This is a genomic window from Halobacillus mangrovi (genome assembly GCF_002097535.1).
GTDB classification, from domain to species: domain Bacteria; phylum Bacillota; class Bacilli; order Bacillales; family Halobacillaceae; genus Halobacillus; species Halobacillus mangrovi_A.
In genome coordinates this window covers 217,571-242,745 of sequence record NZ_CP020772.1, presented here as the reverse complement: position 1 = coordinate 242,745, position 25,175 = coordinate 217,571, and the positions used below count along the sequence as shown (strand labels likewise).

Here is a 25,175-nt window from a genome sequence, read left to right as displayed (position 1 = left end):
ACCGTCAGTTTACCAATCTTACCTCATCAAGTCAACGCAATATCCGAACAATAAACAATTTATATTCTCAAATGTTCGATTATAAACATATTCATGATTACTTATTTATACTTACATTAACTTATTATACTTGATATTTAATTACAAATAACTTATGATGACTTAAAGAGGATAGATATGGAAGGGGAGGACCTGATGTATCAAGAGGAACGTTTAATTGAAATTATTCGATACTTAAACCGTAACCGTCGTATTTCTGTTGAACAAATCTGTGATTTGTTTCAAGTATCGAGGGATACAGCACGGAGAGATTTAGTTAAACTTGAAGACAGGAAAGCCATTGTGCGAACGCGTGGGGGAGCGATCCTGCCTTCTTCCCATAATATCATCAAGGATTATACAAAGCGATTGCAGACCGTTTCTCAGGAAAAACAACAGATCGGACAGAAAGCTGCATCGCTCATTCAGCTCGGTGATAAAATCATCCTTGATACATCGACTACCGTTCAAGCCTGCGCAAATCATATAGAAGCGATTGAATGTACTGTCATTACCAATTCGATTAACCAGGCCGAAATCCTTTCGAATAAGAAGGATGTAAATATCCAGCTCCTCGGCGGTTCGCTACAAAAAGAACATCGCTTCTTATTTGGTACATCTGTCATTGAACGATTGAGAAAATTCCATGTCGATAAAGCTTTCATAGGAGTAGTGGGGGTCTCTGAAAATGGATTGACCATTGCGCACGAAGAAGACGGTATGGTGAAAAAGAATATGATCCAACAGGCGAAACAGGTCATTGTCCTTGCCGACCATACGAAATTCGGAGTCACGGAATTTTTTCAATTCGCTGAACTGGAAGATGTCGACTTGATTATTACAGACAAGGAACCAGACCCGGAATTTCAACGGCTGCTTGACCGCTGTAACGTTGAACTTTTGGTGGCAGGGCAAGAGGAGGCAGATGTATGGAGTTAATTGCAATTGATCTAGATGGAACACTGTTAAACAGTCAGAATACGATTAGTAAGGATAACATTGATGCGATCAAGATGGCTCAGCAAAAAGGAACCGAAGTCGTGATCGCCACAGGAAGAGCCGAATTTGATGTTAGAAATGTTCTTGAAAAGACAGGTTTGAATATATGGGTGATCGGCGCGAACGGAGCAACCATCCATGAGCCAAACGGAACGTTATTTCATTCCGTTCCGATTGAAGAGAGAGATACGGTAGAAATTTTAGAGTGGTTAGATCAAGAACAGTTCTATTATGAAGTGTTCAGCGATTCTGCTATTTTAACTCCTCAAAATGGCAGGGAGCTCTTGCAAATAGAGCTGGATCGCATCCAAAGTGCCAACCCTAATGAGGATATCAAAAAACTGACAGAGGCGATCGAGAAACAGTTTAGCCAGACAGGCTTTTATCATGTTGAGTCTTATCAGGATATTTTGGATGCAGGTACGCCTATTTACAATGTACTGGCTTTTTCCTTTGAAAAGGAGAAGCTGGATAAAGGCTGGGGAACTTTTGAAAGTTACCCGAACTTGACGCTTGTCAGTTCTGCTTTTCATAACTTTGAACTTGAGCATAAGCACGCATCGAAAGGATTGGCTTTAGAAAAGCTGGCCAATCACTTAGGACATTCAATTAAACGCACTGCGGCTATCGGTGACAGTCCAAACGATCTATCTATGATTGCAAAGGCTGGACATAGTGCCGCCATGGAAAATGGCAGGACAGCCGTTAAAGAAGCAAGCAGCTTTGTTACAAAAAGCAATGACGACCATGGTGTTGCCCATGCGATTCATCATTGGCTGACATAAGTTTCACCCACTTCTTGGCGTAACTTCAAGGGAGGCGTAACGAGGAGTGATGAAAATAAAAAGAGGACGGCCTTTTAAATAAAGGTCGTCTTCTCTACTTATTCTTCTTCAAATCGAAGTATTACGTAACCGTTCATAGTCTACTTATAAAAATAGTAACCCAAGCGATATAATGATACCGCTTACAAAAAGGACGATTAAACAAAAGCCCATAATATCTTTCGCCTTCAAGCCTGCGATGGCAAGAGCCGGAAGTGCCCAAAATGGTTGAATTAAGTTTGTCCATGCATCTCCCCATGCCACAGCCATAGCTGTTTTGGGTACTGATACACCTAATTGTTGTGCAGCATCAATCATAATAGGTGCTTGAACAGCCCATTGTCCACCACCAGAGGGTACAAAAAAGTTTACAATTCCAGCACTGATAAAAGCAAAAAAGGGAAAGGTGAAACCTGTCGAAATTGACGCAAACCCTTCCGACATCAGTGCCGCAAGTCCAGAGGCGACCATCATCCCCATGATTCCTGCATAAAAAGGGAATTGAATGATGATTCCACTTGCCCCTTTTACTGCATCAGAGACTGAGTTAAGAAATTGGCTTGGCGTTCCATGGAATAGAATTCCGAGAAATAAAAAGGCGAAATTGACGATATTAAGGTTCAATTTAAAACCAGTCGTTACAAAATAATAGGTTAGAAAAGAAATCCCTAAAATAGCAGTGATTAATGATAAAATTTTACTGTTTTCCAATCGTATCGCTGGTGTAGGAGCTTGCTCTTCTAACGTAGCTGCTCCCAATGATGTTTCGTCTTCCAATAACGAGCGATCGACGGTGACTCGATTTTCTTTACTAGGTAGCATTTTTCGATTCAAGATAGGTAAAACGATAAATATAGCAGCGACAATGGCAAGGTTGAAGCCTGCAAAAATAGTTTGTGAAGTTGGGATAATTCCTATTGATGCCTGTGTGAAATGATCTGGAGTGGCGATGGTTAACGGTATGGAACCGGCTAAACCGCCATGCCATACGATAAATCCTGAGTAAGCACTTGCAATTAACAGCCTATAATCAACATTTTCTACTCTTTTTGCAAGTTCCCGGGCAAATAAAGCACCTATGACAAGGCCGAATCCCCAGTTGATCCAGCTTGCTAGTAAGGAGATCAATGTGACATAGATGACAGCTTGACCTGGACTACGAGCTAAAGAAGCTAATCTGCCAAGTCCATTCTTGAAAATAGGGCTGCTTGCCAAAACATAGCCCGTTACCAAAACAAGGACCATTTGCATAGAGAAAGCTAAAAGATTCCAAAAACCTTCTCCCCAATATTGAACCATATGTATAGGTGTACTATCTGTGAAAATTAAACCGAGAAAGAATACGACAAAGGTCAATAGAATAACAAATAAGAATGGATCGGGTAAATAACGTTGCATGATTCTGTTAGAAAAATTAATGGTACGTTTTAACATAGTTTCCCCCTTAATTATTGTATATTTTACAAAAATGCCCATTCTATAACATTCGTTATTCGTCACAATATCCCTGCCATGGTCTGTATGAAAAAGAGCCAGACATTCAAACAACATTAATAAAAACGATTACCATTAAAAATGATCCAAATAAAAAAACTCCCTCATCAGCTCTCATATTTGATAGCTGACAAAGGAGTTTCATAGATTTCATTAAGCAGGCGGGATATCGGCATCCGTGTAACGGTGATCAAGGTCGACGAACTTGTTATATTCCTTCACAAACGCCAGCTCAACGTTACCGACCGGACCATTACGCTGCTTAGATATAATAATTTCAATAATATTTTGGTTCTCTGATTCTTTATCATAGTAATCATCACGATATAAGAATCCGACAATATCGGCATCCTGCTCGATCGATCCTGATTCACGCAAGTCCGACATCATCGGGCGCTTATCCTGTCTGGATTCTACTCCACGGGAAAGCTGGGATAAGGCGATGAGCGGAACATTCAGTTCACGCGCCAATCCTTTTAAGGAACGGGAAATTTCGGATACCTCTTGTTGACGGTTTTCTTTAGAATTCGCACTTCCCTGGATCAACTGCAAATAGTCGATCAGGATCATGCCAAGACCGTGTTCTTGCTTAAGACGACGGCACTTGGAACGAATTTCACTTACTCTGATACCAGGTGTGTCATCAATATAAATGCCTGCGTTGGATAAGCTTCCCATCGCCATCGTGAGCTTGTTCCAATCTTCAGCCTCCATGTTTCCAGTACGGAGCCGCTGCGCATCAATATTCCCTTCAGCACAAAGCATACGTGAGACGAGCTGGTCCGCTCCCATCTCCAAACTGAAAATCGCAACGTTTTCATCCGTGTGAACCGCAACGTTTTGGGCAATGTTCAACGCAAAAGCAGTTTTACCCATGGAAGGACGGGCAGCGATGATGATCAGATCATTCCGCTGGAAGCCTGATGTAAGATGGTCAAGATCCCTGTATCCCGTAGGAATTCCGGTTGTGCTGCCATCATTGTTATGAAGCTGTTCAATATTATCATAGACATCGATCAGCACATCTTTAATACTTTTAAAAGCACTGGAGTTCTTACGTTGAGAGACTTCCAGAATATCCTTCTCCGCAGAGTTCAGAACATCCTCAAGGTCATCCTCCTCCGCATATCCTGAGGTCACAATGTTGGTAGCTGTACGAATTAAGCTTCTAAGTGTAGACTTTTCACCGACTATTTGCGTGTAGTACATGATGTTGGCAGCCGTCGGGACAGAGTTTGCGACATCCGTTAAGTAGGAAACCCCTCCGACTTCTTCCAACACTTTGTTGTTCGAAAGAGCCGTCGTCACGGTAACGAGATCAATCGGCTCTCCTTTATCCGATAACGTCAACATGACTTCATAGATACGCTGGTGGCTAGCTCGATAAAAATCTTCTGGGAGTAGATACTCCGCGGCTGTCGACATCGCTTCTGGCTCTAAAAAGATCGCACCAAGTACCGCCTGTTCTGCCTCTATATTATGAGGCGGAGTACGATCATTCCACATTTCACTCACTAGCATTTCCTCCTCTAGAAATTAGCGCAGGTGTTGAACCTGAATGTTGCACCGCGTCAAATGGATAGATCATAAGAGGAAAATGGATATTCCCTTTCTATGAATCTATTTATTTCTCATCCACGTGGACGCGAATCGTTCCAGTCACTTCAGGGTGAAGTTTAACCGGTACATTTGTATAACCAAGCGTACGAATCGGATCATCAAGTTCGATTTTACGCTTATCAATTTTGATATTGTGGGATTTCTTCAGCTCTTCTGCAATCTGTTTACTCGTAATTGAGCCAAAGAGCCGGCCATTATCCCCTGATTTAGCCGTCAGTTTCACTTCCATATCAGAAAGTGTTTCTTTCAACTTTTTCGCTTCATCAATTTCTTCCTGTGCAAGCTGTTCTTTCTTAGCATCTTTCGCCTTTTGAGCCTGCACATTGCCTTTAGTCGCTTCAACGGCCAGGTTATTTTTTAAAAGATAGTTTCTGGCATAACCATCATTCACATTTTTGATTTCACCTTTTTTTCCTTTACCTTTGACATCAGCAGTGAAAATTACTTTCATTCTGATTCTCCCCCTTCAAAATATTCGTCAATAATATCTTGCAACAATGCTTTTGCATCTTCAATCGTTGTGTCTTCTAATTGAGTCGCTGCATTGGTTAGGTGTCCGCCGCCGTTCATTCGTTCCATGATTACCTGGACATTGATATCCCCAAGAGAGCGGGCACTGATGCCAATGCGTCCGTCACTTCGTTCTGATATGACAAAAGACGCGACGATCCCACTCATCGTCAGTAACGTATCGGCGGCCTGTGCAATGATAACAGGGCCGTACGTTTGGCCTGTATCGCCGGTCGATATGGCAATCCCATCTCTGTAGATGGATGCTTTTTCAATTAGTTTGCTTCGTTTCACATAAACGTCCAAATCTTCCTTCATAAATTTCTGGACTTGAACGGTATCGGCTCCTTTAGAACGTAAATAAGAGGCCGCATCAAATGTTCTCGACCCAGTTCTTAAGGTGAAACTTTTCGTATCTACGATAATTCCCGCTAACAATGCTGTTGATTCAAGCATGGAAAGCTTCAGTTTCTTCGGCTGATATTCAAGCAGTTCTGTTACGAGCTCTGCCGTAGAGGAAGCATATGGTTCCATATACACAAGCGTTGGATCGGAAATGAACTCCTCTGCGCGCCGGTGGTGGTCGATGACAACGACATGCTCCGTTTTCGATAGCAGCTTCTCTTCCATCACGAGAGAAGGTTTGTGTGTATCCACGACGACAAGAAGCGTATCGTTGGTCACTTCTTCGATAGCATCCTCAGGAGTAATGAAATGAGGCCATAAATCTTCATCTTTCTCGATCTCTTCTACCATTCGCTGTACACCTGTATCAATATCATCAGGATCCAGTACGATAGCACCTTTTTTATCGTTGGCTTGCGCAATCTTTAATATCCCGATTGAAGCGCCGATAGAATCCATATCAGGCGATTTATGCCCCATGATCAGGACCTTCTCACTCTCTTGGACAAGTTCCTTCATAGCGTGGGAAATCACCCTTGCTCGCACGCGTGTACGTTTTTCCATCGGATTTGTCTTTCCACCATAGAAACGTACTTTACCCGAATCATCCTTAATCGCCACCTGATCCCCGCCTCGTCCAAGTGCAAGGTCCAGGCTGGACTGCGCCAGTTCGCCGAGCTCTGGAAGATTGACAGGGCCGACTCCGATTCCGAAACTAAGGGTTAGCGGCACATTCTGATCTGTGATCAACTCTCTTACTTCATCGAGGATCTCAAATTTGGCTTTCTCCAGAGAATGAAGAATTTCTTGATTCATCACAGCAAGGAACCGTTCTTGTGAGGTCCGCTTCAAATAGATCCCGAAATCTCCAGCCCATTTGTTCAAAATGGATGTCACCTGGGAGTTAATATGACTTTTAGCTGTATCATCCATCCCCTGAGTGATCTCTTCATAGTTATCCAGGAAAATAATCGATAATACCGTCTGTTCATTTTGATAGAGATTAGAAATCTCTGTTTGCTTCGTCCGATCGAATAAATAAAGCAAACGCTCTTTTTTCTTAATAATTGTCTGAAGCTTATATCCATCAACATTGATCCAAACCTCATCCTGATCATCCTTGATCGGCTGGATGAGCTGATCGGATATATCCTTCAACGATTTGCCGACGATTGTATCCTGATCCGTAAACCTGTTCATGTAAGGATTGGCCCATTCAACAGTGAAATTCTCACTGAACAAAATGATCCCGATCGGCATTTCCAACAACGCCTCTTCTCCTACCTTTTTGACCCTGTAGGATAGCGTTGATATATATTCTTCTGTCTCATTGATCATATTCTGCTCTGTGCGGACACTATAGAAAATGGATGCTGCAAGGAATAATGTCATCATTAATCCAAGCATCCATTGGTAAAACCATATGAACCCGAGCAGGATGAGTGAGATCAGATAGATAATCCATAAATGACCGCTCATCGTTGGTTTTTTAAAAAAATTAGGCATTTCTTTTCAGCTCCTACCATCTTATACGAGCTATAGTTATTTCTTCTCTTCCACACGCTTCCGTAACGGAAATCCTATATCAATTATACCCAAGATTCGTACAAGGTACAGCAGGATTTGCGGAAGAAGCAAGGAAAGAACAATCGCAACAGCCGGTATAGCTTTGGACCATTTTTTCATATGGGCATAAAAGAATATGAATGAAAATCCCTGCAAAGCAATAAGGATCCCTGTCAGTGTAAAAACGTTAATCGCTGCTAAATAAAATATTCCATTTCCTTCTATTGTCACATAATGCACAATCATAGCCACAAAGTAATACCACAAAACGGACGTTGGCAAACGGAAATTACGGAAAGTCGCAAACTTAAATTTTTTATTCTCAATCCGATTAATCAGTTTGTACGTCAGCCATTGACTGACAATAGCAAAGCTGATTCCTGTAATAGCCAAGATACTTGGGACGATATCAGGCAGCCTATTAATTTGTTCCCTGATCAATTCCAGTTGTTGTTCCGAGTCTTCACCTTGTAACATTCCGCCAAACATGTTTTCTGTCATCGTGAACGCTTGATTCAGACTCTCTCGGATTTGATCCATCCAATTGATGCCGAAAAACAGCTGTGTCACTAAGTAAATACCTACTATTCCAATAATAAAGCCGACGGAACCGATCGCCCATGTTTCGTATGGGGAGCGCTCCTTATGCATGGCCCCACCGAGAAAGAGACCGCCAACTCCAGCAAGAAGGGTGACAGGGAGAGAGACGACTGTCGCAAACAGGGTTGTAAATATAATTGATGCGACAAACATCAGCAGTCCGGCTTTCCATCCATGCCGGTAACTATAAAATACGAACGGAACAGGCAGGGTAAATAATAGAATCGATCCTATGATCCCTGGCAGGAAAATAATTACCAATAACAATAGCAGATAAATGCCTGTCATTAAAGCCCCTTCCGTAATTCTCTTCGTGTTATTCATTTCCAACTACACCTCTATTTCATTCGGGCGTTTCCTAACTTAACTATTTTAACATATTTATCCCGGTTTCTTCTTCCATAGAATTATGGAATTGATTTCAATTTCCTGCTTGGTCGATTTCGGGATGTCTGATATGATGAATGAAATCTTACACCACTCAAGGAGGGTATTCATGAGGACTGATTATCATGTACACATGGCTGAGACTGGGAATTTGGATGTAGAGTATTTAAAGACTTACATAGAAAAAGCGAGAGAAGAGGGCATCGAAGAGCTGGGTATTTCAGAACATGCTTATTTCTTCCATGAAACGAGCGATATCCTTTCCAACCCCTGGGTCAACAATCGACGTACACTCGATTTCAAAACCTATCAAGACATGTTTGACGAGGCTGAAAAACAAGGACTGCCGATAAAAATGGGAATTGAAATGGACTATATGCCAGGAAAAGAGAAAGAAATGGAAAAATTCATCTCGTCCCGTCCTTTCGATTACGTAATCGGATCTGTCCATTGGATTGATGACTGGGGCATAGACCTTGCCATTTACCGTGATGAATACGAGAAACGCGACCTCCATGAAGTGTACCGTCAATATTTCGACAGAGTCGTCACTCTCGCCGAATCCGGTTTATTTGATTTTGTCGGGCATATCGATGTTATAAAAGTCTTCGGTTATGAACCAGATGATCGAGAATTTCTAAGAGATCAATACAGAAGAGCAGCCAAAGCCCTGGCATCGACTGATACTTGTATTGAAATCAGTACAGCTGGTTTACGTAAGCCAGTCGGGAAACTTTATCCAGATCCAGAACTCTTGCAAATTTGTAAAAATGAAGGTGTTGGAATCGTTCTCTGTTCGGATGCCCATAAACCTGACCATATCGGCCACCGATATGAGGAAGCGATCGACTTAGCTAAATCCGTCGGATACGAGGAAGTTCACGTATTTAAAGACCGAAAAGCAACGAAGCATCCAATCGGATAAGAAAGTTAAAAGAGCCATCCGCATATCGCCTGCGGATGGCTCTTTTTGACTGGAAAATCATGAGGGATAGTGGGTCGTATCGCCTTCGAGTTTCACCTTCCAACGGCCGTTCTCTTTTTCCAAAATGGTAAGAGACGTGGAATGCATGTACGCTCCTGACCAGAAGTCTTCAAGTGATTTTTCTGATACATAAGCAAGCAATGCTTTTAAAACAACAGCATGAGTGACCAAAAGGATGGACTTACCTTCTTGAGAGAGGGCTAATTTCTCAAGTTCATTGCCTGCTCTTTGAATGACATCCTGATATGTTTCTCCATCATCCGGAAGGTAGGAGGCAGGCTTATTCCAAAAGTGATGGAACCGGTCAGGGTCTTCTTTCTCGACCTCATTCTTAAGCCTGCCTTCCCAAGGACCGAGGTCAATTTCCTTCCAACTGTGGTTTTCTATAATAGGAAGTTCACGTTCGCCACGAATCTGCTCGGCCGTTTGTTTCGTTCGCCCGCTTGAGCTCGTATGGATCGAAGATAACGTTACTTCTTTTAGCCTGGCTCCGAGCCACCTGGCTTGTTTCTCCCCTAAAGGAGTGAGAGGGGAGTCCTGTCTTCCCTGCATGCGTCCTTCTAAATTCCATTTGGTTTGTCCGTGTCTTGTCACATAGATGGTCGTCATTTAAGATTCCTCCCCGTTTTCACCATCTTCATTACGTAACGGCTAAATGAGAAGTTTCAAAGGTTTTACCATTTATCCAAGCAAGCTATACCTGAGTACTCTCAGCCTATTTATACCCCTTAATGAAGGACCCCATATAAAAAAAACAGGCAAGCCTTCACTCGCTTGCCTGTTTAATGATTAGGATAAAGTTAAGCACTGAACTTGTTTAATATCGTCAATCTCCGTTAACTGTTCGTGACAGTCTCCTTCGACTTCTTTGTCTACTGTAAGCACCATAACCGCTTCTCCACCGACATTCGTACGACCAACCTGCATCGTGGCGATATTCACATGATGAGTGGCAAGCAAGCTACCTACATGTCCGATAGCTCCAGGCTGGTCGGTATGATGGATCACAACCAAATGACCTTCTGGAACGACGTCAATTGAATATTGATCGAGCTGGACGATACGGGCTCCAAGACCGTTAAGCAGCGTTCCTGCTATACTGCGTTTTTCTTGATCGGTCTCAATCTCAACGGTGACCAAGTTCGTAAAGCCTTTTGTGGAAGTTGATTTCTGTTCATTGATGACAATCCCTTTATCGGATGCAGTCTTAAAGGCATTAACATCATTGACTCTGTTTCCGATATGACGCTGAAGAATTCCTTTTACAGCGATTCTCGTAAGCGGCATTGTATCTACATCTAATAGTTCACCAGAATAATAAACACTAACACGCTCTAACGTTCCGTTTACGACTCTTGATAAGAAAGCTCCCAATCGTTCGGAAAGCTGGAAATATGGGAACAGTTTATCCATCATTTCAGAAGAGACAGAAGGCATGTTCACAGGGTTCTTCACAGAGCCTCCACGCAGCAATTCCATCACATCAAAGCTGACATCTGTCGCCACGTTTTCCTGTGCTTCGACCGTACTCGCTCCTAAGTGCGGCGTTGCAATCACTTCTTCCAAGTCCAATAATGGGTGATCAATCGCTGGCTCTTCTTCAAACACATCAAGTGCAGCCCCTGCAATCTTCCCGCTCTTAATCGCATCGTAAAGCGCATCCTCTTCAATGATACCGCCACGCGCACAGTTTAGAATTCTTGCGCCAGGCTTCATCAGTTGAATCGCTTCTTTATCGATTAAATGTTTTGTTGCTTCTATTAAAGGCGTGTGTACCGTTAAGAAGTCTGCCTGTTGTAGAACTTCTTGAAGAGTACCATGATTCACACCCGCCTTATCTGCTTTCTCTTTGTTCAAGAATGGATCGTAAGCGATGACTTTCATGCGGTGGCCTTTTGCACGCTGGGCTACTTCCATACCAATCCGTCCAAAGCCTACGATACCGATCGTTTTATCTTTCAGCTCAACACCTACAAACTTTTTACGTTCCCATTTTTTCTGCTTCAGCTGATGGTAGGCTTGTGGAATATTTCTCGCAAGTGACATAAGCATGGCCATCGTATGCTCTGCTGTAGAGATTGTATTACCATCCGGAGCGTTAACCACCACAACTCCGTTCTCTGTTGCAGCATCTAAGTCGATGTTATCGACACCAACACCGGCACGACCGATAACCTTCAATTCAGGAGCATGCTCGATGACTTCTCTCGTTACCTGAGTCTGACTCCTAACAATCAGTGCATGAGACTTACTAACTGCTTCTAATAATTCTTCATGGGAAAGGGATGGATCCATAACCGCTTCTACATCTTCTGCATCTAAAAGGGGACGAATGCCATCTTCACTTAACGGATCGCTAATCAGTACACGAAACATTTATTTCAACTCCTTTATTCCGTTCAAATACGCTTCTTGTACAGCGGCACTTCCTTTTCCACTTTCAAAAGGATGGCCTAAACGCTTGAGAATGACTTCTAAAATACTAATGTAACGTAAAACATCCGCAGGACGAGAATATCCCATATGACCAATCCTGAATATTTCACCTTTCATATGTTTTTGCCCGCCTGCTAAAATGAGTCCGAATTCTTCGTTCGCTGTTTTACGAAGTTCCTCTGCATCAAAAGTTGTCGGTTTAATAGAAGTAACAGTGGAAGAAGCATCTTCTTCAGAGACTAATAGAGGAAGATTCATAGCTTCTGCTGCTGCACGAGTCATTGCCTTCATCGTTTGATGACGTTCAAACACTTGTTCCAGGCCTTCTTCTTCCATTAGACGTAACACTTCATCCAAACCAAAGAGAAGGGATAAAGCCGGTGTGAAAGGGGTCTGCCCTTCACTTAAGCGTTTGTTGTAAGTTTTAAGATCTAAATAGAAACGTGGACGCTCGTTCTGGTTGATCGCTTCCCAAGCTTGATCTCCAACAGCAACAAAAGCAAGACCTGGCGGAAGCATCATCGCTTTTTGCGAGCCGGAGACTACGAGATCGATTCCAGAACGATCCATATCGATTTTTGCTCCTCCGATCGAAGAGACTCCATCAACGATCACAAGAGAATCACTGAGCTGTTTGACACGTTCTGCAACTTTTTCTACCGGATGCATAACGCCAGTGGATGTTTCACAATGAGTTAAGAATACAGCTTTTGGTTCTTCGGCTGATTGAAGCACCGACTCTACTTGTTCGACAGTCACCGCTTTCCCCCATTCGACATCAATGCGGTGCACATTCAATTCGTACGTCTCACAAATTTGAGCAAAGCGGTCTCCAAAGGCTCCAGCGACAACAACAATGACTTCATCTCCAGGCTGTGTCGTATTCACGACAGCTGCTTCTAAAGCTGAAGTCCCGCTGCCTGTTAAAACAAGGACTTCTCCACTTGTACCAAATACTGGTTTTAAACGGGGAGCAATATCTTTTAAAAGCTCCTTACACTTTTGACCTCTATGACCGATCATCGGCTGGTTCATTGCACGCTCGACGCTAGGCGGGATTGGGGTAGGCCCAGGCGTATGCAATAGATCCCATTCACGTTTCATTTCAGATTACCTCCTCATATATATGCTCTCTTTTATCCTTTTACGCGGTAGAAAAAGAAAGAAATGATATTCCTTAATCCTATCAAAAGAACTTGCATTGTCAATGTAATATGAATTTTCACGCATATGACTTTTTTTCTTTTTTTTCTTTAAAATTGTTACTGAAATGTGAACAAGTTATCTGTATAATTCAAAAAGTAGGTATTTTTAGAAAATTATTAATTCGGGGGGATTACATTGAGAAAGAGCTTATGGTTTGTCTTCACACTTATGCTGGTCCTAGTTTTATCCGCATGTAGTGGGGGAGACAGCGGAACATCATCAGAGAGCGGTGGAGAAGGTAGCGGAGATTCCAGCGCTAAACAAGAGATCACCGTTACAGCAAAAAGTGAAATCCCAAGTATGGACCCTTCTTTAATTACAGACTCAGTGGGTTTCCAGTGGGCTGGAGAAACACTTGAAGGACTCTATAGACTTGATGAGAACAGCAATCTGACAGAAGGAATGGCCAAAGAGGGCACTGTCAGTGATGATGGATTGACATGGACATTTAAACTGCGCGATGCACAATGGTCCAACGGAGATCCTGTCACAGCGAACGATTTCGTCTATTCCTGGAGAAGGGCAGTCGATCCTGATGTAGGATCGGAATACGGTCCTTATTTCCTTGGTGGAATCATTAAAAATGCATCAGCCATTAGTAATGGCGAAAAAGATATAGAAGAATTAGGCGTAAAAGCTGTTGACGATAAGACTCTTGAAGTACAGCTTGAAAAACCTGTTCCATACTTCAAGTCCATGACCGTTTTCGTAACGTTCATGCCTTTGAACCAAAGCTATGTTGAAGAACAAGGGGAAAACTTTGCAACAGAAGCTGAATACACACTTTCTAACGGTCCGTTCAAAATGACTTCATGGAACCACGGTGAAGGGTGGACTGTTGAGAAGAACGAAGATTATTGGGATGCAGAAGCGGTACAACTTGAAAAAATCAACGCAAAAGTTATCAAAGAAGTATCTACAGGGGTAAACCTTTATGAATCTGGTGAACTGGATCAGACAGAATTGAATGCGGAATTCGTTGATCAGTACAAGACAAATGAAGCTTTCAATATCGCTGAAAAACCTTATCTATATTTCTTCAAGTTCAACCAGGAAGCAAACGAAGCTTTAGCCAATGTGGATGCGCGTAAAGCCATCTCCTATGCAATTGATCGCCAATCTCTTGTTGACGTGATTCTAAATGATGGATCCGTACCTGCTGAAGGTTATGTACCATCTAACTTTGTTTCTATGCCTAACAGTGAAAAAGATTTCCGTGAAGCCCAGGGGCCTCTTGTGGAATCTAATGAAGAAAAAGCAAAAGAACATTGGAGCAAGGCTTTAGAGGCATTAGGCACAGACTCTGTGACCATCGAACTTATGGGTGATGACACAGGTACTTCGAAGAATGTTATGGCTTACTATAAAGATCAGCTTGAGTCTAAACTTGATGGTTTGACTATCGAAGTTGTGGAAGTTCCATTTAAAGAGCGTGTACGTCGTGACAGTGCGTCTGAATTCGAAATGGAAGCTGCTACATGGGGTCCTGACTATGTAGACCCGAACACGTACTTAAACATGTACCTGACTGATGGACAGAACAATAACATGAACTATTCAAACCCAGAATATGATGCTCTTATTGAAAAAGCGAATGGGGAGTATGCGCAGGATCCAGAGAAACGTTATGAAACGTTCTTAGAAGCAGAACAACTTCTACTTGAAGAAGATGCTGCCGTAGCTCCAATCTATCAGGATGCGAAAGCTCAACTATTCCGTCCTTCAATTAAAGGAGTATTTACAACAGCAACAGGGCCAGAATTTGAATTCAAATGGGCTTATGTAGAAGAATAAAAAAACTAAGGAGACTCTTTTCTAAGAGTCTCCTTTTTTGTGTTCGATCGAGCTGGTTGATATCCTCGATTGTTCTTTCTTGAAACTTCTCTTCATCCGCGATATAGTAATCTGACATTGAGAGTTTTTGGAAAGGAGTGTGACGATTGAAGCGTATCTACCTCAGAAGCATTTATTACACCGCAGGCATCGTCATTTTGACTCTGGGCATTGCTTTGACAATTCAGTCAAAGTTAGGTACTTCTCCTTTTGACGCACTCCTCGTAGGCTTATATCGAACGTATGGCTTAACGATTGGAAGCTGGGAAATCGTCGTTGGTTTCTCAATGATCATATTTAATTCCATTGCCGAAAAACGGCGTCCTGAATTAATTGCTTTGTTCACTTCACTATTAACAGGGGCAGGCATCGATTTTTGGGTTCACATATTCAGGGGGTGGATTGAACCGGAGTCCATCATCCCTCAATACGTATGCTTATTAGTCGGATTAGTCATTTCTGGTTTGGGCATTGCTGTCAATTTGCAGGCTGACTTTGCTCCTAACCCTTTTGACCGCATGATGCTTGTTCTAAGAAATTTAACCGGATTGAACGTTTCTTTTTCAAGAGCCATCATCAGTATCGTTCTCGTTATTCTCGCCGCCTTCTTCGGAGGAGCGATAGGAATTGGTACTTTGATCATCGCTGTCTTGAGCGGATTTGTCATTCATTTTTTCATGGGGTATACCAATCGTTTGGACGGATGGTTATCAGAAACAACCCCAACGTATCAAAAGCAATAAAAAAGTCGTGGCAGCGCCACGACTTTTTCTTTATGCTTCTAAACTTCCTTTTGGTCCAAAGAATTCGAAATGAATCTGTGACTCTGGAACTTCCCACTGACGTAATGATTGATAGATTGCTTTCATGAATCCTTTAGGACCACAGAAATAGAACTCAGATTCATGTGGAACACTTCTCTTCAGCCATTCAAGGTCAATATATCCACCTTTATCATAAGCTTTCTCCTGGAGATCCGTGGCGTTCGGATTTTCATAGATAAACATCGTCTTTCCATGCCCTCCAAGGACCATTTCCTCTTTAAGCGCATGAACGGATCCGTTACGTGCCGCATGAATGAAATAGATGTCTCTTTCCGGATAATTTTCCTTCACCGTATTCAGCATACTCAATAAAGGTGTGAAGCCTACACCTCCACTAATCAATACTAGTGGTCTTTTTGTAGAGAGATCCAAATGAAAATCTCCTGCTGGAGCACTGACTGGCAGCACATCTCCTTCTTCTACTTCTTGATGCAGCCAGGTTGATACGACTCCTGCCGGTTTTTCCTCTAGACCATCTTCTCGTTTGACGCTGATCCGGTAATAATCTTTTCCTGGGGCGTCTGATAAACTGTATTGTCTAAGATGATCATATTGGTCTCCTTCTATTTCCGCCTTAATAGTCAAGTACTGGCCAGGCAGATACGAAGGAACAGCTTCGCCGTCCGCAGGCTTCAAATAAAAGGATGTGATGACGTCACTTTCTCTTACTTTTTTAATGACACTGAAATTGCGGAAACCCGTCCATCCGCCTTCCTGCCTTGCCGTTTCTTTATACATTCCATCTTCAACTTGAATAAACACATCAGCAATAAGTCCGTAGGCTTCTCCCCACGCTTCGATAATCTCGTCTGTCGCATTTTCTCCAAGTACATCCTTAATCGCAATAAGTAAATATTCCCCGACAATTGGATAGTGCTCAGGTTTTACATTCAAACTACGGTGTTTGTGAGCAATTTCTTTTACTCGAGGTAAAATCTTTTCCAATTGATCGATGTGCTGAGCAGCAGCGTACACTGTATCAGCTAATGCACGAGGTTGATCGCCTACTTTCTGGTGAGTTTGATTAAAGATATTTTTTAATTCTGGGTGATCTTTGAACATTTTCTGATAAAAATGTTTAGTAATCGCTTCTCCGTGCTCCGCTAATACAGGCACCGTCGATTTAATAATGTCCACCGTTCTTTGGTCTAATCCCACTTTTGAAGTCATAATAAACCCTCCTAAAAGATGCATTTCTTATATATCTTTATTATAACGATAAAAGATACATTTTAAATGCATCTTTTATGACAACTTTGTTAAGATTATAGAAAAGGCACTTGCTAAGACAACCTTTGGTACTTGTGATAAAATTAATAAAAACATTTTAAAAAGAGGGTTTAACCAATGCGTTTAAAGAAATATACAGACTATGCTTTGAGGGTGTTGATTTTTACAGCTTCAAAAAAACAAGGAACGCTGGCCAATAAAAAAGAGATTTCCGAAGTATTCAATATATCTGAGAACCACCTGGGAAAGATCATTCACGAATTAAATAAATTAGGGTTGATTGATACCATTAGAGGACGTTCTGGGGGGATCAGACTTGCAAAGCCTGCGGCAGAGATCAATGTAGGTCAAGTGGTTCGGGCGATGGAGGATGATTTTCACTTATTGGAATGTTTCGACCGGAAGACGAACTATTGCGTAATCACTCCTGCCTGTAAGTTGAAGCACGTTTTAAATGATGCGCTCATGGCCTTTCTGGAAGTAGTAGATCAATATACTCTAGAAGATTTACTGACTAACCAGGAAGAATTGCAAGAATTGATGGGAATAAAGTAAAAAAGTGAAATCAATAAAATATAAAAAAGCCGCTTAGTCTAATATAAGACTAAGCGGCTTTTTTCGCGCTATCCTTATTCAGTAGAGTAAGGAAGTAGAGCCATTTGACGAGCGCGTTTGATCGCTTTCGTCAATTTACGCTGATACTTTGCAGAAGTTCCAGTTACTCGACGAGGAAGAATTTTTCCACGGTCAGAAACGAAACGTTTTAGCAAATCAACATCTTTAAAGTCGATGTGTGTGATTCCATTAGCTGTAAAGAAACACACCTTTTTACGTTTTCCGCGTCCACGACGTGCCATGTAGCATTCACTCCTTCCTTTTTAGAATGGTAAATCGTCATCTGATATATCGATTGGTTCCCCATTGTCTGCGAATGGGTCATCATTTCGTTGGTTGTTATTGTTAGAACCGAAGTTGTTTCCTGATGGTTGTTGATTCTGATTCGGTTGGAATCCTGAGCCTCCACGATTTCCTCCACCCTGGGAAGAACCTTTGGATTCTAGGAACTGTACGCTATCTGCAACAACTTCTGTTACAAATACACGCTTGCCTTCCTGATTGTCGAAGCTGCGGGACTGTAAGCGTCCGTCCACTCCAACTTGACTGCCTTTACTCATAAAGTTGGCTAAGTTTTCTGCAGCGCGTCTCCAAACCACACAATTAATGAAATCCGCATCTTGTTCTCCTTGTTTGTTGGAGAACGGACGGTTCACTGCAATTGTGAAATTGGCTACGGCTACTCCGTTTGGCGTGTAGCGTAAATCAGGATCCTTCGTTAATCTGCCGACTAATACGACACGATTCAACATCAGAATCACTCCTTATTTGTCATCTTCGCGTACAGCGATGTGGCGGATAATGTCATCCGTGAACTTCGCTTGACGGTCGAATTCGTTGATCGCTTCACGTGTACCGTTGAAGTCGATCGTTACATAGATCCCATCACGGTAGTCATTAATTTCGTAAGCAAGACGACGCTTGCCAACTTCCTTAACTTCTTCGATCTCCGCACCATTGTCAGAAAGGATTGTGCTGAAGCGATCCATGACCGCTGTCTTAGCTTCCTCCTCGATATCTGGGCGGATGATATACATGATTTCGTATTTTCTACTCATCCGTTTTCACCTCCTTATGGACTTAACGGCTCCTATCTTTTATAGGAGCAAGGAGTAATTTAATCTTAATTACTCACAATGAAGTATTATAACAAAGTTGTCCAAGATTTACAATACTTTAACGGAAGGATCTCCTGATTTACACATTAAAGCGGAAATGGATAACGTCGCCATCTCGAACTAAATATTCTTTTCCTTCCAAACGGACGCGACCACGGTCACGGGCCACAGCCATGGATCCTGCATCAACGAGGTCTTCATAAGAGACCGTTTCCGCTCTGATGAAGCCGCGTTCGAAGTCCGTGTGGATGATTCCAGCGCACTGAGGGGCTGTCATACCCTCTTTGAATGTCCATGCTTTGACTTCTTGTTCACCTGCTGTGAAATACGTTGCCAAACCTAGCAAATTGTACGTTGCTTTAATCAACTGGTCCAAACCGGATTCTTCAATTCCGAGATCTTCAAGGAATTCCTCTTTTTCGTCTCCATCCAGCTCAGCAATTTCAGACTCGATCTTGGCACAGATGACGATGACTTCCGCATTTTCCTTTGCGGCAAATTCACGGATTTGTTTCACTTTGTCATTATCCGCTTCGCCAATTTCGTCTTCACTCACATTTGCCACATAGAGGATGGGCTTAGAAGTCAGTAAATGAAGGCCTTTCACAATTTTCTTCTGATCCGAACTGAATTCAACGGCACGAGCTGGTGTTTCATTCTCGAGTGCTTCTTTCAGTTTTTCAAGCACGGTATATTCAGCTACCGCTTCTTTATCTTTCTGACGGGCCATCTTCGCTACACGATCCATACGCTTCGATACGGTTTCAAGATCGGCAAGAATTAACTCCAGGTTAATCGTTTCGATATCTGAAATCGGATCTACTTGTCCGGAAACGTGAGTGATGTTCTCATCTTCGAACGCACGGACGACATGACAAATTGCATCGACCTGGCGAATGTGAGAAAGGAACTGGTTACCTAGTCCTTCTCCTTTACTTGCTCCTTTTACAATACCTGCTATATCTGTGAACTCAAACGCTGTAGGGACAGTTTTCTTCGGGTTCACAAGCTCAGTAAGCTTCTCAAGGCGGCTATCCGGAACTTCCACGATCCCAACGTTCGGATCAATTGTGGCGAACGGATAGTTGGCCGATAACGCACCGGCTTGTGTAATTGCGTTAAATAACGTAGATTTACCAACGTTCGGCAGACCTACGATTCCTGCTGTTAGTGCCATATAAGACTTTCACTCCTTAAGGATTTACATACATGCATGTTAGTCATATCAATTATAGATACTGTACCTGAAAATAACAACCTGTGCAAAATAACAAAATCAGAACGATTTCGATACGATTCCGAAGGTTCTATCATAGGAAAATGAGAAATTCCCAAACACTTTCCTATGATAGAAGAATTTCCCCACTAAAAAACCCACCCTCAAAAGGTGGGCTCTCATACTATTATCCTTGTTCACTCGGTTCTAAGCGTTTTTTCATTTTCGTCTCGAATTTTTTTCGAGGAATCATAACACTGTGTCCGCACCCTTCACACTTGATACGGATATCGGCTCCCATCCGAATGATTTTCCACCGGTTTTCGCCGCAAGGGTGAGGCTTTTTCATTTGAACGATATCATTTAAATTATATTCTTTATCCGCCATTTTGCTTTACCTCCTGTTTATTCAGCAGCTTGGGATGGTTCGGCCTGGTCGTCTCGTGAATACATAACCATGCGCGGGAATGGAATTTCAATTCCTTCTGCATCAAGGCGAGTCTTCACTTCTTTTCTGAGGGCACGAGCAATCGCCCAATGTTCCATTGGATGCGTTTCAGCAATGATTCTCATCAGCACATCTGAGGCTCCTAGATTTTGTACACCAAGAAGCTGAGGAACACCAATCATTTCTTCATACCGGTCTGGAAGTTCTTCTAGCAGCTGCAGAATGGCCTGTTCTGCCTTCTCAATGTTTTCCTCATAAGCTACGCTCACATCCACGACCGCTATACTATTATGGACAGAATAGTTGGTAACCTGTGTCACGTTTCCATTTGGAAGGATATGAACCTCTCCGGTCCAGGCTTTCACTTTACACGTACGGAGCCCGACCTCCTCCACAAATCCCTCTACTCCTGAAGTCCGAATGTAATCACCGACAGAAAATTGATCTTCGAAAATAATGAAAAATCCTGAAATGACATCTCGAACAAGGTTTTGGGCACCGAAGCCAATCGCAAGTCCAGCAACCCCTGCACCCGCGAGCAATGCGCCAATATTAATGGTGAAGGTTTCAAGAATCATAATGAACGCAACGAAATATACGACATAAGACAACGTATTTAAAATCAGCTTATTTAATGTGGCTTCCCGGCGTTTTGTAATTTGGAAAGGTCCACGCCTTTTATTGGCAAAGAATTGAGCGATCACTCTTCTGCCAATTTTAATAATCAAAAACGAAATAAACAGGATCATTAAAATCTTTAATGCTCCTAATCCTACAGGAATCCAAAACTCAGGACCTGTCACATAAGCAACGATCTCTTCCCATCGTGTCTTTGTATCTTCTACCGCTTTTTTCACATCACCCACTGGATCGCTTGTCCCTAACACCGCTGTCCCTCCTGTACGACAATGAATATGAGATTCATTTTAACAGGTTTTCAGCGAATTTTGAATCGAGAAATGACAGGATATAGAAGTAGGGACGTTAGAACGTACAAATTTAAAATTCCGTATAGAGGATATAGGTATTTTATCAGGGTTGAGAACCCAAAAGAAGTGAAAGGAAGCATGATCGCGATGACCGCCATTGCCAAAATCCAAAGGGGCTGCTTTACATAGTCACGGAATCTGGTTACTAATCCAAGTGTTCCTGAAGCGGCAGTCGTAAAGATAGCGATCCAAAGCATGGCCGACATAAAAATCATCATTTCGTATGGGTAGTGTTTCAAGATGGCAAAAAGAGGAATCTCATACAAGATGATTTCTTCAGATATTTGAATCAAGCTATTGTTGTATAAGTAAGAAATTCCGCCTAATACGAGCCCGCTTCCGATACTCGCAATCCATATCTCACCCTTTTTCTTCATCTGGTTTCCAATAGCCCCAAGAACTGCGATTAACGGCAGGATGTTAAGAGCCGTGAAAGGAAACGCAGCCATCCAATTACTCATTTCCTTTACATGTCCAAATAAAGACAGCTGCTGATCACTGATAAATAAGAGGAGCACGAAAAGAAGACCTGTAATCAATAAAGGCAAAACAAAACTGTTTACCATGACAATCCCCTTTACATCCCATATAAAAAGCAGGATGAGGGGTATGACGATGACCAGAACCCCAAAACGGTAGGAGAAGTGAAAAGCCTGCCAAGTAGCTCCACTTCCTGCAAGCATAACCACAGTTGTCGTAAATAAATAGAAGATAATCATCCAATCATAGATACCAGTTAAGTGCTTGCCTACAATGGCTTTCAAAACAGGTAAATAGTGGCCGGTTTGTTTATTGAAGCTGATGGTCATGATTGTTAGGCAGCACAGTGTAAACATGACGGCAAACAATAAGATGGCCAAGCTACTATCTTGTCCAAAAAATTGCCATAGCTCTCTTCCGGAGGCGTAGCCGGCGCCGATCATCGTTCCTACGATTAAAAACATCCATTTCATTCCAGCTTTTAACATGACGGTTCCTCCACCTTTATGTATTTGCTACACCTACGTATAGAATGATGAACATCCTTATATACTGTTACTAATATGTGTCTGGAGGAGAAGCTATGAATCTTAAGGACAAGTTTTCGAGAGAAGAACGCCGTGTTAGCACCGAAGATCCAGCCATGAGTGAAGCGTTAAGTGTCCACCTGGCAGAATGGCTTCCACCTTCCAAGAACGTGGTGATTGCCTGCATTGGAACAGACAGATCGACAGGGGATGCCTTTGGTCCACTAGTCGGTTCGATGCTTAAAGATCAGAAACTGCAAACTTTTCACGTCTACGGGACCCTTGAGGAGCCCCTGCATGCCTTAAATTTGAAGGATCGTATTCAATATATTCATCGAAATCATACAAATTCGTTTATTTTAGCTATCGATGCCTGTTTAGGAAAATCAGCTTCGGTCGGATCTGTCGTTTTAGGGAAGGGATCGATATCACCAGGATCGGCTTTGAAAAAAGATCTGCCGCCTGTAGGGGATGTGCATATTAGCGGAATGGTCAATGTCAGTGGTTTTATGGAGCATGTCGTGCTGCAGAATACCCGTCTGCATTTCGTCATGCAAATGGCTGCCAAAGTAGCTGCTGCGGTTCATTTAACGGAAGGGAAAAGGAAAGAGTGGAGGAGGGAGCATACACCTTTCCAAACGCTCACTCCTGTTGCTCATAAAGATAGAAAATTTATTAAGTGAACATAAAAAAGCTAAGTCCCATCTTTAATTAGATGCATGACTTAGCTTTTTGCAATTATTTTAGAAGCTCTTTCTCCAAAAATGCTGAAGAATAGATTAAAGAAGGAGCGTAGCGACTGAGAAGGCTTGCCAGTTCTCCCTCAGGAAAGCAAGTCGTTTCCCTGCCACACCAAACCTCTTCAACAGGAACGGACCGCGTTATCTCAGTTTCGATCCTTCAAGATAACGGTTTTATTGTTGGATGAACTCTAAAATAATTGCGAGAAATACAAGACAAACCCTACAAGCAGGAGGGAGGGCAGCAGATTAGCTACGCGGATCTGCGTTAGCTTCAATAAATTCAAACCAATGGCGACAATAAGAAGACCTCCTGTTGCCGTCATCTCGACAATGAACAAATCAAGAATATCCTGAGGAATCCACCTGTCGATTTGGGTAGCGAGCAGAGCAATTGATCCTTCGTACATAACCACCGGTACAACAGAGAAAATCACACCGACCCCCAACGTTGAAGTCAAGACCAACGCAACAAATCCGTCGATGATGGCTTTTGTAATCAATACTTCATGATCGTTTCTCAGACCGCTATCCAAAGCTCCTATAACCGCTAACGCACCAATCACGAATATCAAAGAAGCCGTAATAAATCCCTGGGCAATCGTCGATTCTTGTTCTGGCTTGGTAAATCGTTGTTCAATCCAGCGGCCGATATACTCTAATTTTTCTTCCAGATGAATAGCCTCTCCAAAGATCGCACCGAAAAGAAGACTCAGCAGAACGACAACGATGTTTTCGGTGTGAAATGCCATTTGCAGCCCAATTAGGATAACGGCCAAGCCGACTCCGCTCATAACCGTTTCTTTAAAGCGCTCGGGAATTTTCGTGAAAAATAACCCAAGCAGCGTGCCTAAAAATATACATGCTCCATTCACTAGTGTTCCGGTTAGTACCATAGCATTCTCTCCATTACTCTTGTTTCACGTGAAACGTTGCTTTATCCATCAATTTTCAAGAAAAAAACCTGGTTTTAGTTACCAGGTTCATGTTTTAGAATCCTTTTCGAACCATTCTAAAATCCGCTCAAGATCTTCATCATTCATAAATTCAATTTCAATTTTTCCTTTCCGTTTTCCTTTATGAATGGAGACACTAGTTCCTAAACGTTCTTTTAAAGTTTCTTCTCTTTCCTTAAGAAAAATATCCTTGTGCTGCTCTTTCGGTTTCTTCTCATTCTTTTGCAGATTGTATTCATAAATTAGCCTCTCTACCTGACGGACATTGAGACCTTCTTTTTCGATCTTAGCTACAACCTGCCTAAGATGATCTCGATTCTTCAGGCTCAAGAGCGCACGCCCATGTCCCATGGACAACATGCCTTCATTCATTTTTTGGATTACCTCTTGGGGCAAAGTTAACAAACGGAGGAAATTGGCGATATGAGATCGGCTTTTCCCTAATCGTTTAGCCAGTTCTTCCTGAGTCAAACCTAATTCTTTCATAAGATTTTGGTAGGCTTTAGCTTCTTCGATCGGAGTAAGATCATCCCGCTGAAGATTCTCTAGTAGAGCAAGCTCCATCATTTGTTCATCCGTGAGCTCACGAGCAACGACAGGGACTTTCACAAGATTGGCAAGTTTTGCAGCACGAAACCTGCGCTCACCGACTACAATCTCATATCCTTTAATGCTTTTTCTCACGATAAGCGGTTGAAGGATCCCATGCTGTTCAATCGACTGTTTCAGCTCGGTGAGAGATTCCTCTTCAAAATACCGTCTAGGCTGATATGGATTGGGGCGACATTCGCTTACATTTACTTCTTGGACTTGTTCCTCATTTGCAGGTTCCATTCCTTGCGGGGCATAATCACCAAGACCTTTACTTAACCCTCTATCCATGGGTTCTCACTTCCTTTGCTAATTGTAAAAGTAGACCTCGGCTCATCAAGAAATCAAATCATAAATTTACGTCTTTACTTAATGGAAGGGTGATAGCTTGAGAGAGATTGTTAGAAGATTCATTCTCAAACACCCGGCCCTTAATCGTATACGATTATTCTATAGATTAAAGAAGAAGCCTTCCCTCTAGTAGAAGGACTCCCTCTTATTTGCTTAAAAAAAGCCCCATCTTTCAAAGCGATCAAG

25 protein-coding genes are annotated in these 25,175 nt (G+C 42.4%); 7 read left to right on the top strand and 18 right to left on the bottom strand.

The window, feature by feature from the left end; genetic code table 11:
- The first annotated feature begins 195 nt into the window (after nt 1-195).
- Nucleotides 196-978: a DeoR/GlpR family DNA-binding transcription regulator gene (locus HM131_RS01385; protein ID WP_085031728.1), complete on the top strand. Its 783-nt coding sequence runs from the start codon at nt 196-198 to the stop codon at nt 976-978.
- Entirely contained in the window at nt 969-1,823 is an 855-nt protein-coding gene (locus HM131_RS01380; protein ID WP_085027203.1) for a Cof-type HAD-IIB family hydrolase, read from the top strand. Before HM131_RS01385 ends, HM131_RS01380 begins: the two co-directional genes overlap by 10 nt.
- A gap of 144 nt (nt 1,824-1,967) precedes the next feature.
- Here the strand turns inward: HM131_RS01380 and HM131_RS01375 are convergent, their stop codons facing one another.
- The 5 genes from HM131_RS01375 to HM131_RS01355 form a co-directional block, all read right to left on the bottom strand.
- Nucleotides 1,968-3,296: a short-chain fatty acid transporter gene (locus HM131_RS01375; RefSeq protein WP_085027201.1), complete on the bottom strand. Its 1,329-nt coding sequence runs from the start codon at nt 3,294-3,296 to the stop codon at nt 1,968-1,970.
- A gap of 213 nt (nt 3,297-3,509) precedes the next feature.
- The gene (gene dnaB, locus HM131_RS01370) at nt 3,510-4,871 is read right to left on the bottom strand and encodes a replicative DNA helicase (protein WP_085027199.1); all 1,362 of its coding nucleotides are present in this window, start codon (nt 4,869-4,871) and stop codon (nt 3,510-3,512) included.
- 109 nt (nt 4,872-4,980) lie between these two features.
- Nucleotides 4,981-5,427: a 50S ribosomal protein L9 gene (gene rplI / locus HM131_RS01365; protein WP_085027197.1), complete on the bottom strand. Its 447-nt coding sequence runs from the start codon at nt 5,425-5,427 to the stop codon at nt 4,981-4,983.
- Nucleotides 5,424-7,397 carry a DHH family phosphoesterase gene (locus HM131_RS01360; RefSeq protein WP_085027195.1) on the bottom strand — a complete coding sequence of 658 codons (1,974 nt, stop codon included), beginning with the start codon at nt 7,395-7,397 and terminating at the stop codon, nt 5,424-5,426. Before HM131_RS01360 ends, rplI begins: the two co-directional genes overlap by 4 nt.
- Nucleotides 7,398-7,433: 36 nt before the next feature.
- Nucleotides 7,434-8,381 carry a YybS family protein gene (locus HM131_RS01355; protein ID WP_085027193.1) on the bottom strand — a complete coding sequence of 316 codons (948 nt, stop codon included), beginning with the start codon at nt 8,379-8,381 and terminating at the stop codon, nt 7,434-7,436.
- 172 nt (nt 8,382-8,553) lie between these two features.
- Here HM131_RS01355 and HM131_RS01350 point away from each other — a divergent pair, with 172 nt between their 5' ends.
- Nucleotides 8,554-9,369 (top strand): histidinol-phosphatase HisJ family protein, encoded by an 816-nt coding sequence (locus HM131_RS01350; protein ID WP_085027192.1) that lies wholly within the window; start codon nt 8,554-8,556, stop codon nt 9,367-9,369.
- A 57-nt stretch (nt 9,370-9,426) separates the two neighbouring features.
- Here the strand turns inward: HM131_RS01350 and HM131_RS01345 are convergent, their stop codons facing one another.
- The 3 genes from HM131_RS01345 to HM131_RS01335 all read right to left on the bottom strand — a co-directional run bounded on the left by HM131_RS01345 (nt 9,427) and on the right by HM131_RS01335 (nt 12,969).
- Nucleotides 9,427-10,038: a histidine phosphatase family protein gene (locus tag HM131_RS01345; protein WP_085027190.1), complete on the bottom strand. Its 612-nt coding sequence runs from the start codon at nt 10,036-10,038 to the stop codon at nt 9,427-9,429.
- Between the two features lie 180 nt (nt 10,039-10,218).
- On the bottom strand, nt 10,219-11,805 hold the full coding sequence (serA, locus tag HM131_RS01340) for a phosphoglycerate dehydrogenase (protein ID WP_085027188.1): 1,587 nt from the start codon (nt 11,803-11,805) through the stop codon (nt 10,219-10,221).
- Nucleotides 11,806-12,969 (bottom strand): pyridoxal-phosphate-dependent aminotransferase family protein, encoded by a 1,164-nt coding sequence (locus HM131_RS01335; RefSeq protein WP_085027186.1) that lies wholly within the window; start codon nt 12,967-12,969, stop codon nt 11,806-11,808.
- 270 nt (nt 12,970-13,239) lie between these two features.
- On the opposite strand from HM131_RS01335, the gene HM131_RS01330 reads away from it, so the two are divergent.
- Together HM131_RS01330 and HM131_RS01325 are read left to right on the top strand one after the other, a co-directional pair.
- Complete coding sequence (locus tag HM131_RS01330) at nt 13,240-14,865, top strand: peptide ABC transporter substrate-binding protein (protein ID WP_408607128.1); 1,626 nt, start codon at nt 13,240-13,242, stop codon at nt 14,863-14,865.
- A gap of 146 nt (nt 14,866-15,011) precedes the next feature.
- Nucleotides 15,012-15,647 carry a YczE/YyaS/YitT family protein gene (locus HM131_RS01325; RefSeq protein WP_085027182.1) on the top strand — a complete coding sequence of 212 codons (636 nt, stop codon included), beginning with the start codon at nt 15,012-15,014 and terminating at the stop codon, nt 15,645-15,647.
- Between the two features lie 30 nt (nt 15,648-15,677).
- On the opposite strand, the gene hmpA is transcribed toward HM131_RS01325, so the two are convergent.
- Entirely contained in the window at nt 15,678-16,898 is a 1,221-nt protein-coding gene (hmpA, locus tag HM131_RS01320) for an NO-inducible flavohemoprotein (protein WP_085027180.1), read from the bottom strand.
- A 177-nt stretch (nt 16,899-17,075) separates the two neighbouring features.
- Here hmpA and HM131_RS01315 point away from each other — a divergent pair, with 177 nt between their 5' ends.
- Nucleotides 17,076-17,513, top strand: a complete 438-nt coding sequence (locus HM131_RS01315) for an Rrf2 family transcriptional regulator (protein ID WP_085027177.1) — start codon at nt 17,076-17,078, stop codon at nt 17,511-17,513.
- 74 nt (nt 17,514-17,587) lie between these two features.
- Here the strand turns inward: HM131_RS01315 and rpsR are convergent, their stop codons facing one another.
- The 7 genes from rpsR to HM131_RS01280 all read right to left on the bottom strand — a co-directional run bounded on the left by rpsR (nt 17,588) and on the right by HM131_RS01280 (nt 22,312).
- Nucleotides 17,588-17,815: a 30S ribosomal protein S18 gene (gene rpsR, locus HM131_RS01310; RefSeq protein WP_085027175.1), complete on the bottom strand. Its 228-nt coding sequence runs from the start codon at nt 17,813-17,815 to the stop codon at nt 17,588-17,590.
- Nucleotides 17,816-17,836: 21 nt separating this feature from the next.
- On the bottom strand, nt 17,837-18,325 hold the full coding sequence (gene ssb, locus HM131_RS01305; protein WP_085027173.1) for a single-stranded DNA-binding protein: 489 nt from the start codon (nt 18,323-18,325) through the stop codon (nt 17,837-17,839).
- Nucleotides 18,326-18,337: 12 nt separating this feature from the next.
- The gene (rpsF, locus tag HM131_RS01300; RefSeq protein ID WP_085027172.1) at nt 18,338-18,631 is read right to left on the bottom strand and encodes a 30S ribosomal protein S6; all 294 of its coding nucleotides are present in this window, start codon (nt 18,629-18,631) and stop codon (nt 18,338-18,340) included.
- 139 nt (nt 18,632-18,770) lie between these two features.
- Nucleotides 18,771-19,868: a redox-regulated ATPase YchF gene (ychF, locus tag HM131_RS01295; RefSeq protein WP_085027170.1), complete on the bottom strand. Its 1,098-nt coding sequence runs from the start codon at nt 19,866-19,868 to the stop codon at nt 18,771-18,773.
- Between the two features lie 226 nt (nt 19,869-20,094).
- Nucleotides 20,095-20,295, bottom strand: a complete 201-nt coding sequence (locus HM131_RS01290) for a DUF951 domain-containing protein (protein WP_085027167.1) — start codon at nt 20,293-20,295, stop codon at nt 20,095-20,097.
- 17 nt (nt 20,296-20,312) lie between these two features.
- Nucleotides 20,313-21,170: a mechanosensitive ion channel family protein gene (locus tag HM131_RS01285; protein WP_232324914.1), complete on the bottom strand. Its 858-nt coding sequence runs from the start codon at nt 21,168-21,170 to the stop codon at nt 20,313-20,315.
- A 122-nt stretch (nt 21,171-21,292) separates the two neighbouring features.
- Nucleotides 21,293-22,312 carry a YkvI family membrane protein gene (locus HM131_RS01280; RefSeq protein WP_085027165.1) on the bottom strand — a complete coding sequence of 340 codons (1,020 nt, stop codon included), beginning with the start codon at nt 22,310-22,312 and terminating at the stop codon, nt 21,293-21,295.
- A 95-nt stretch (nt 22,313-22,407) separates the two neighbouring features.
- Between HM131_RS01280 and yyaC the strand changes: the two genes are divergently transcribed.
- The gene (yyaC, locus tag HM131_RS01275) at nt 22,408-23,034 is read left to right on the top strand and encodes a spore protease YyaC (protein ID WP_085027163.1); all 627 of its coding nucleotides are present in this window, start codon (nt 22,408-22,410) and stop codon (nt 23,032-23,034) included.
- Nucleotides 23,035-23,282: 248 nt separating this feature from the next.
- Here the strand turns inward: yyaC and HM131_RS01270 are convergent, their stop codons facing one another.
- Together HM131_RS01270 and HM131_RS01265 are read right to left on the bottom strand one after the other, a co-directional pair.
- Nucleotides 23,283-23,987 (bottom strand): DUF554 domain-containing protein, encoded by a 705-nt coding sequence (locus HM131_RS01270; RefSeq protein ID WP_085027161.1) that lies wholly within the window; start codon nt 23,985-23,987, stop codon nt 23,283-23,285.
- 87 nt (nt 23,988-24,074) lie between these two features.
- Complete coding sequence (locus HM131_RS01265) at nt 24,075-24,929, bottom strand: ParB/RepB/Spo0J family partition protein (protein ID WP_085027159.1); 855 nt, start codon at nt 24,927-24,929, stop codon at nt 24,075-24,077.
- Between the last annotated feature and the right edge of the window lie 246 nt (nt 24,930-25,175).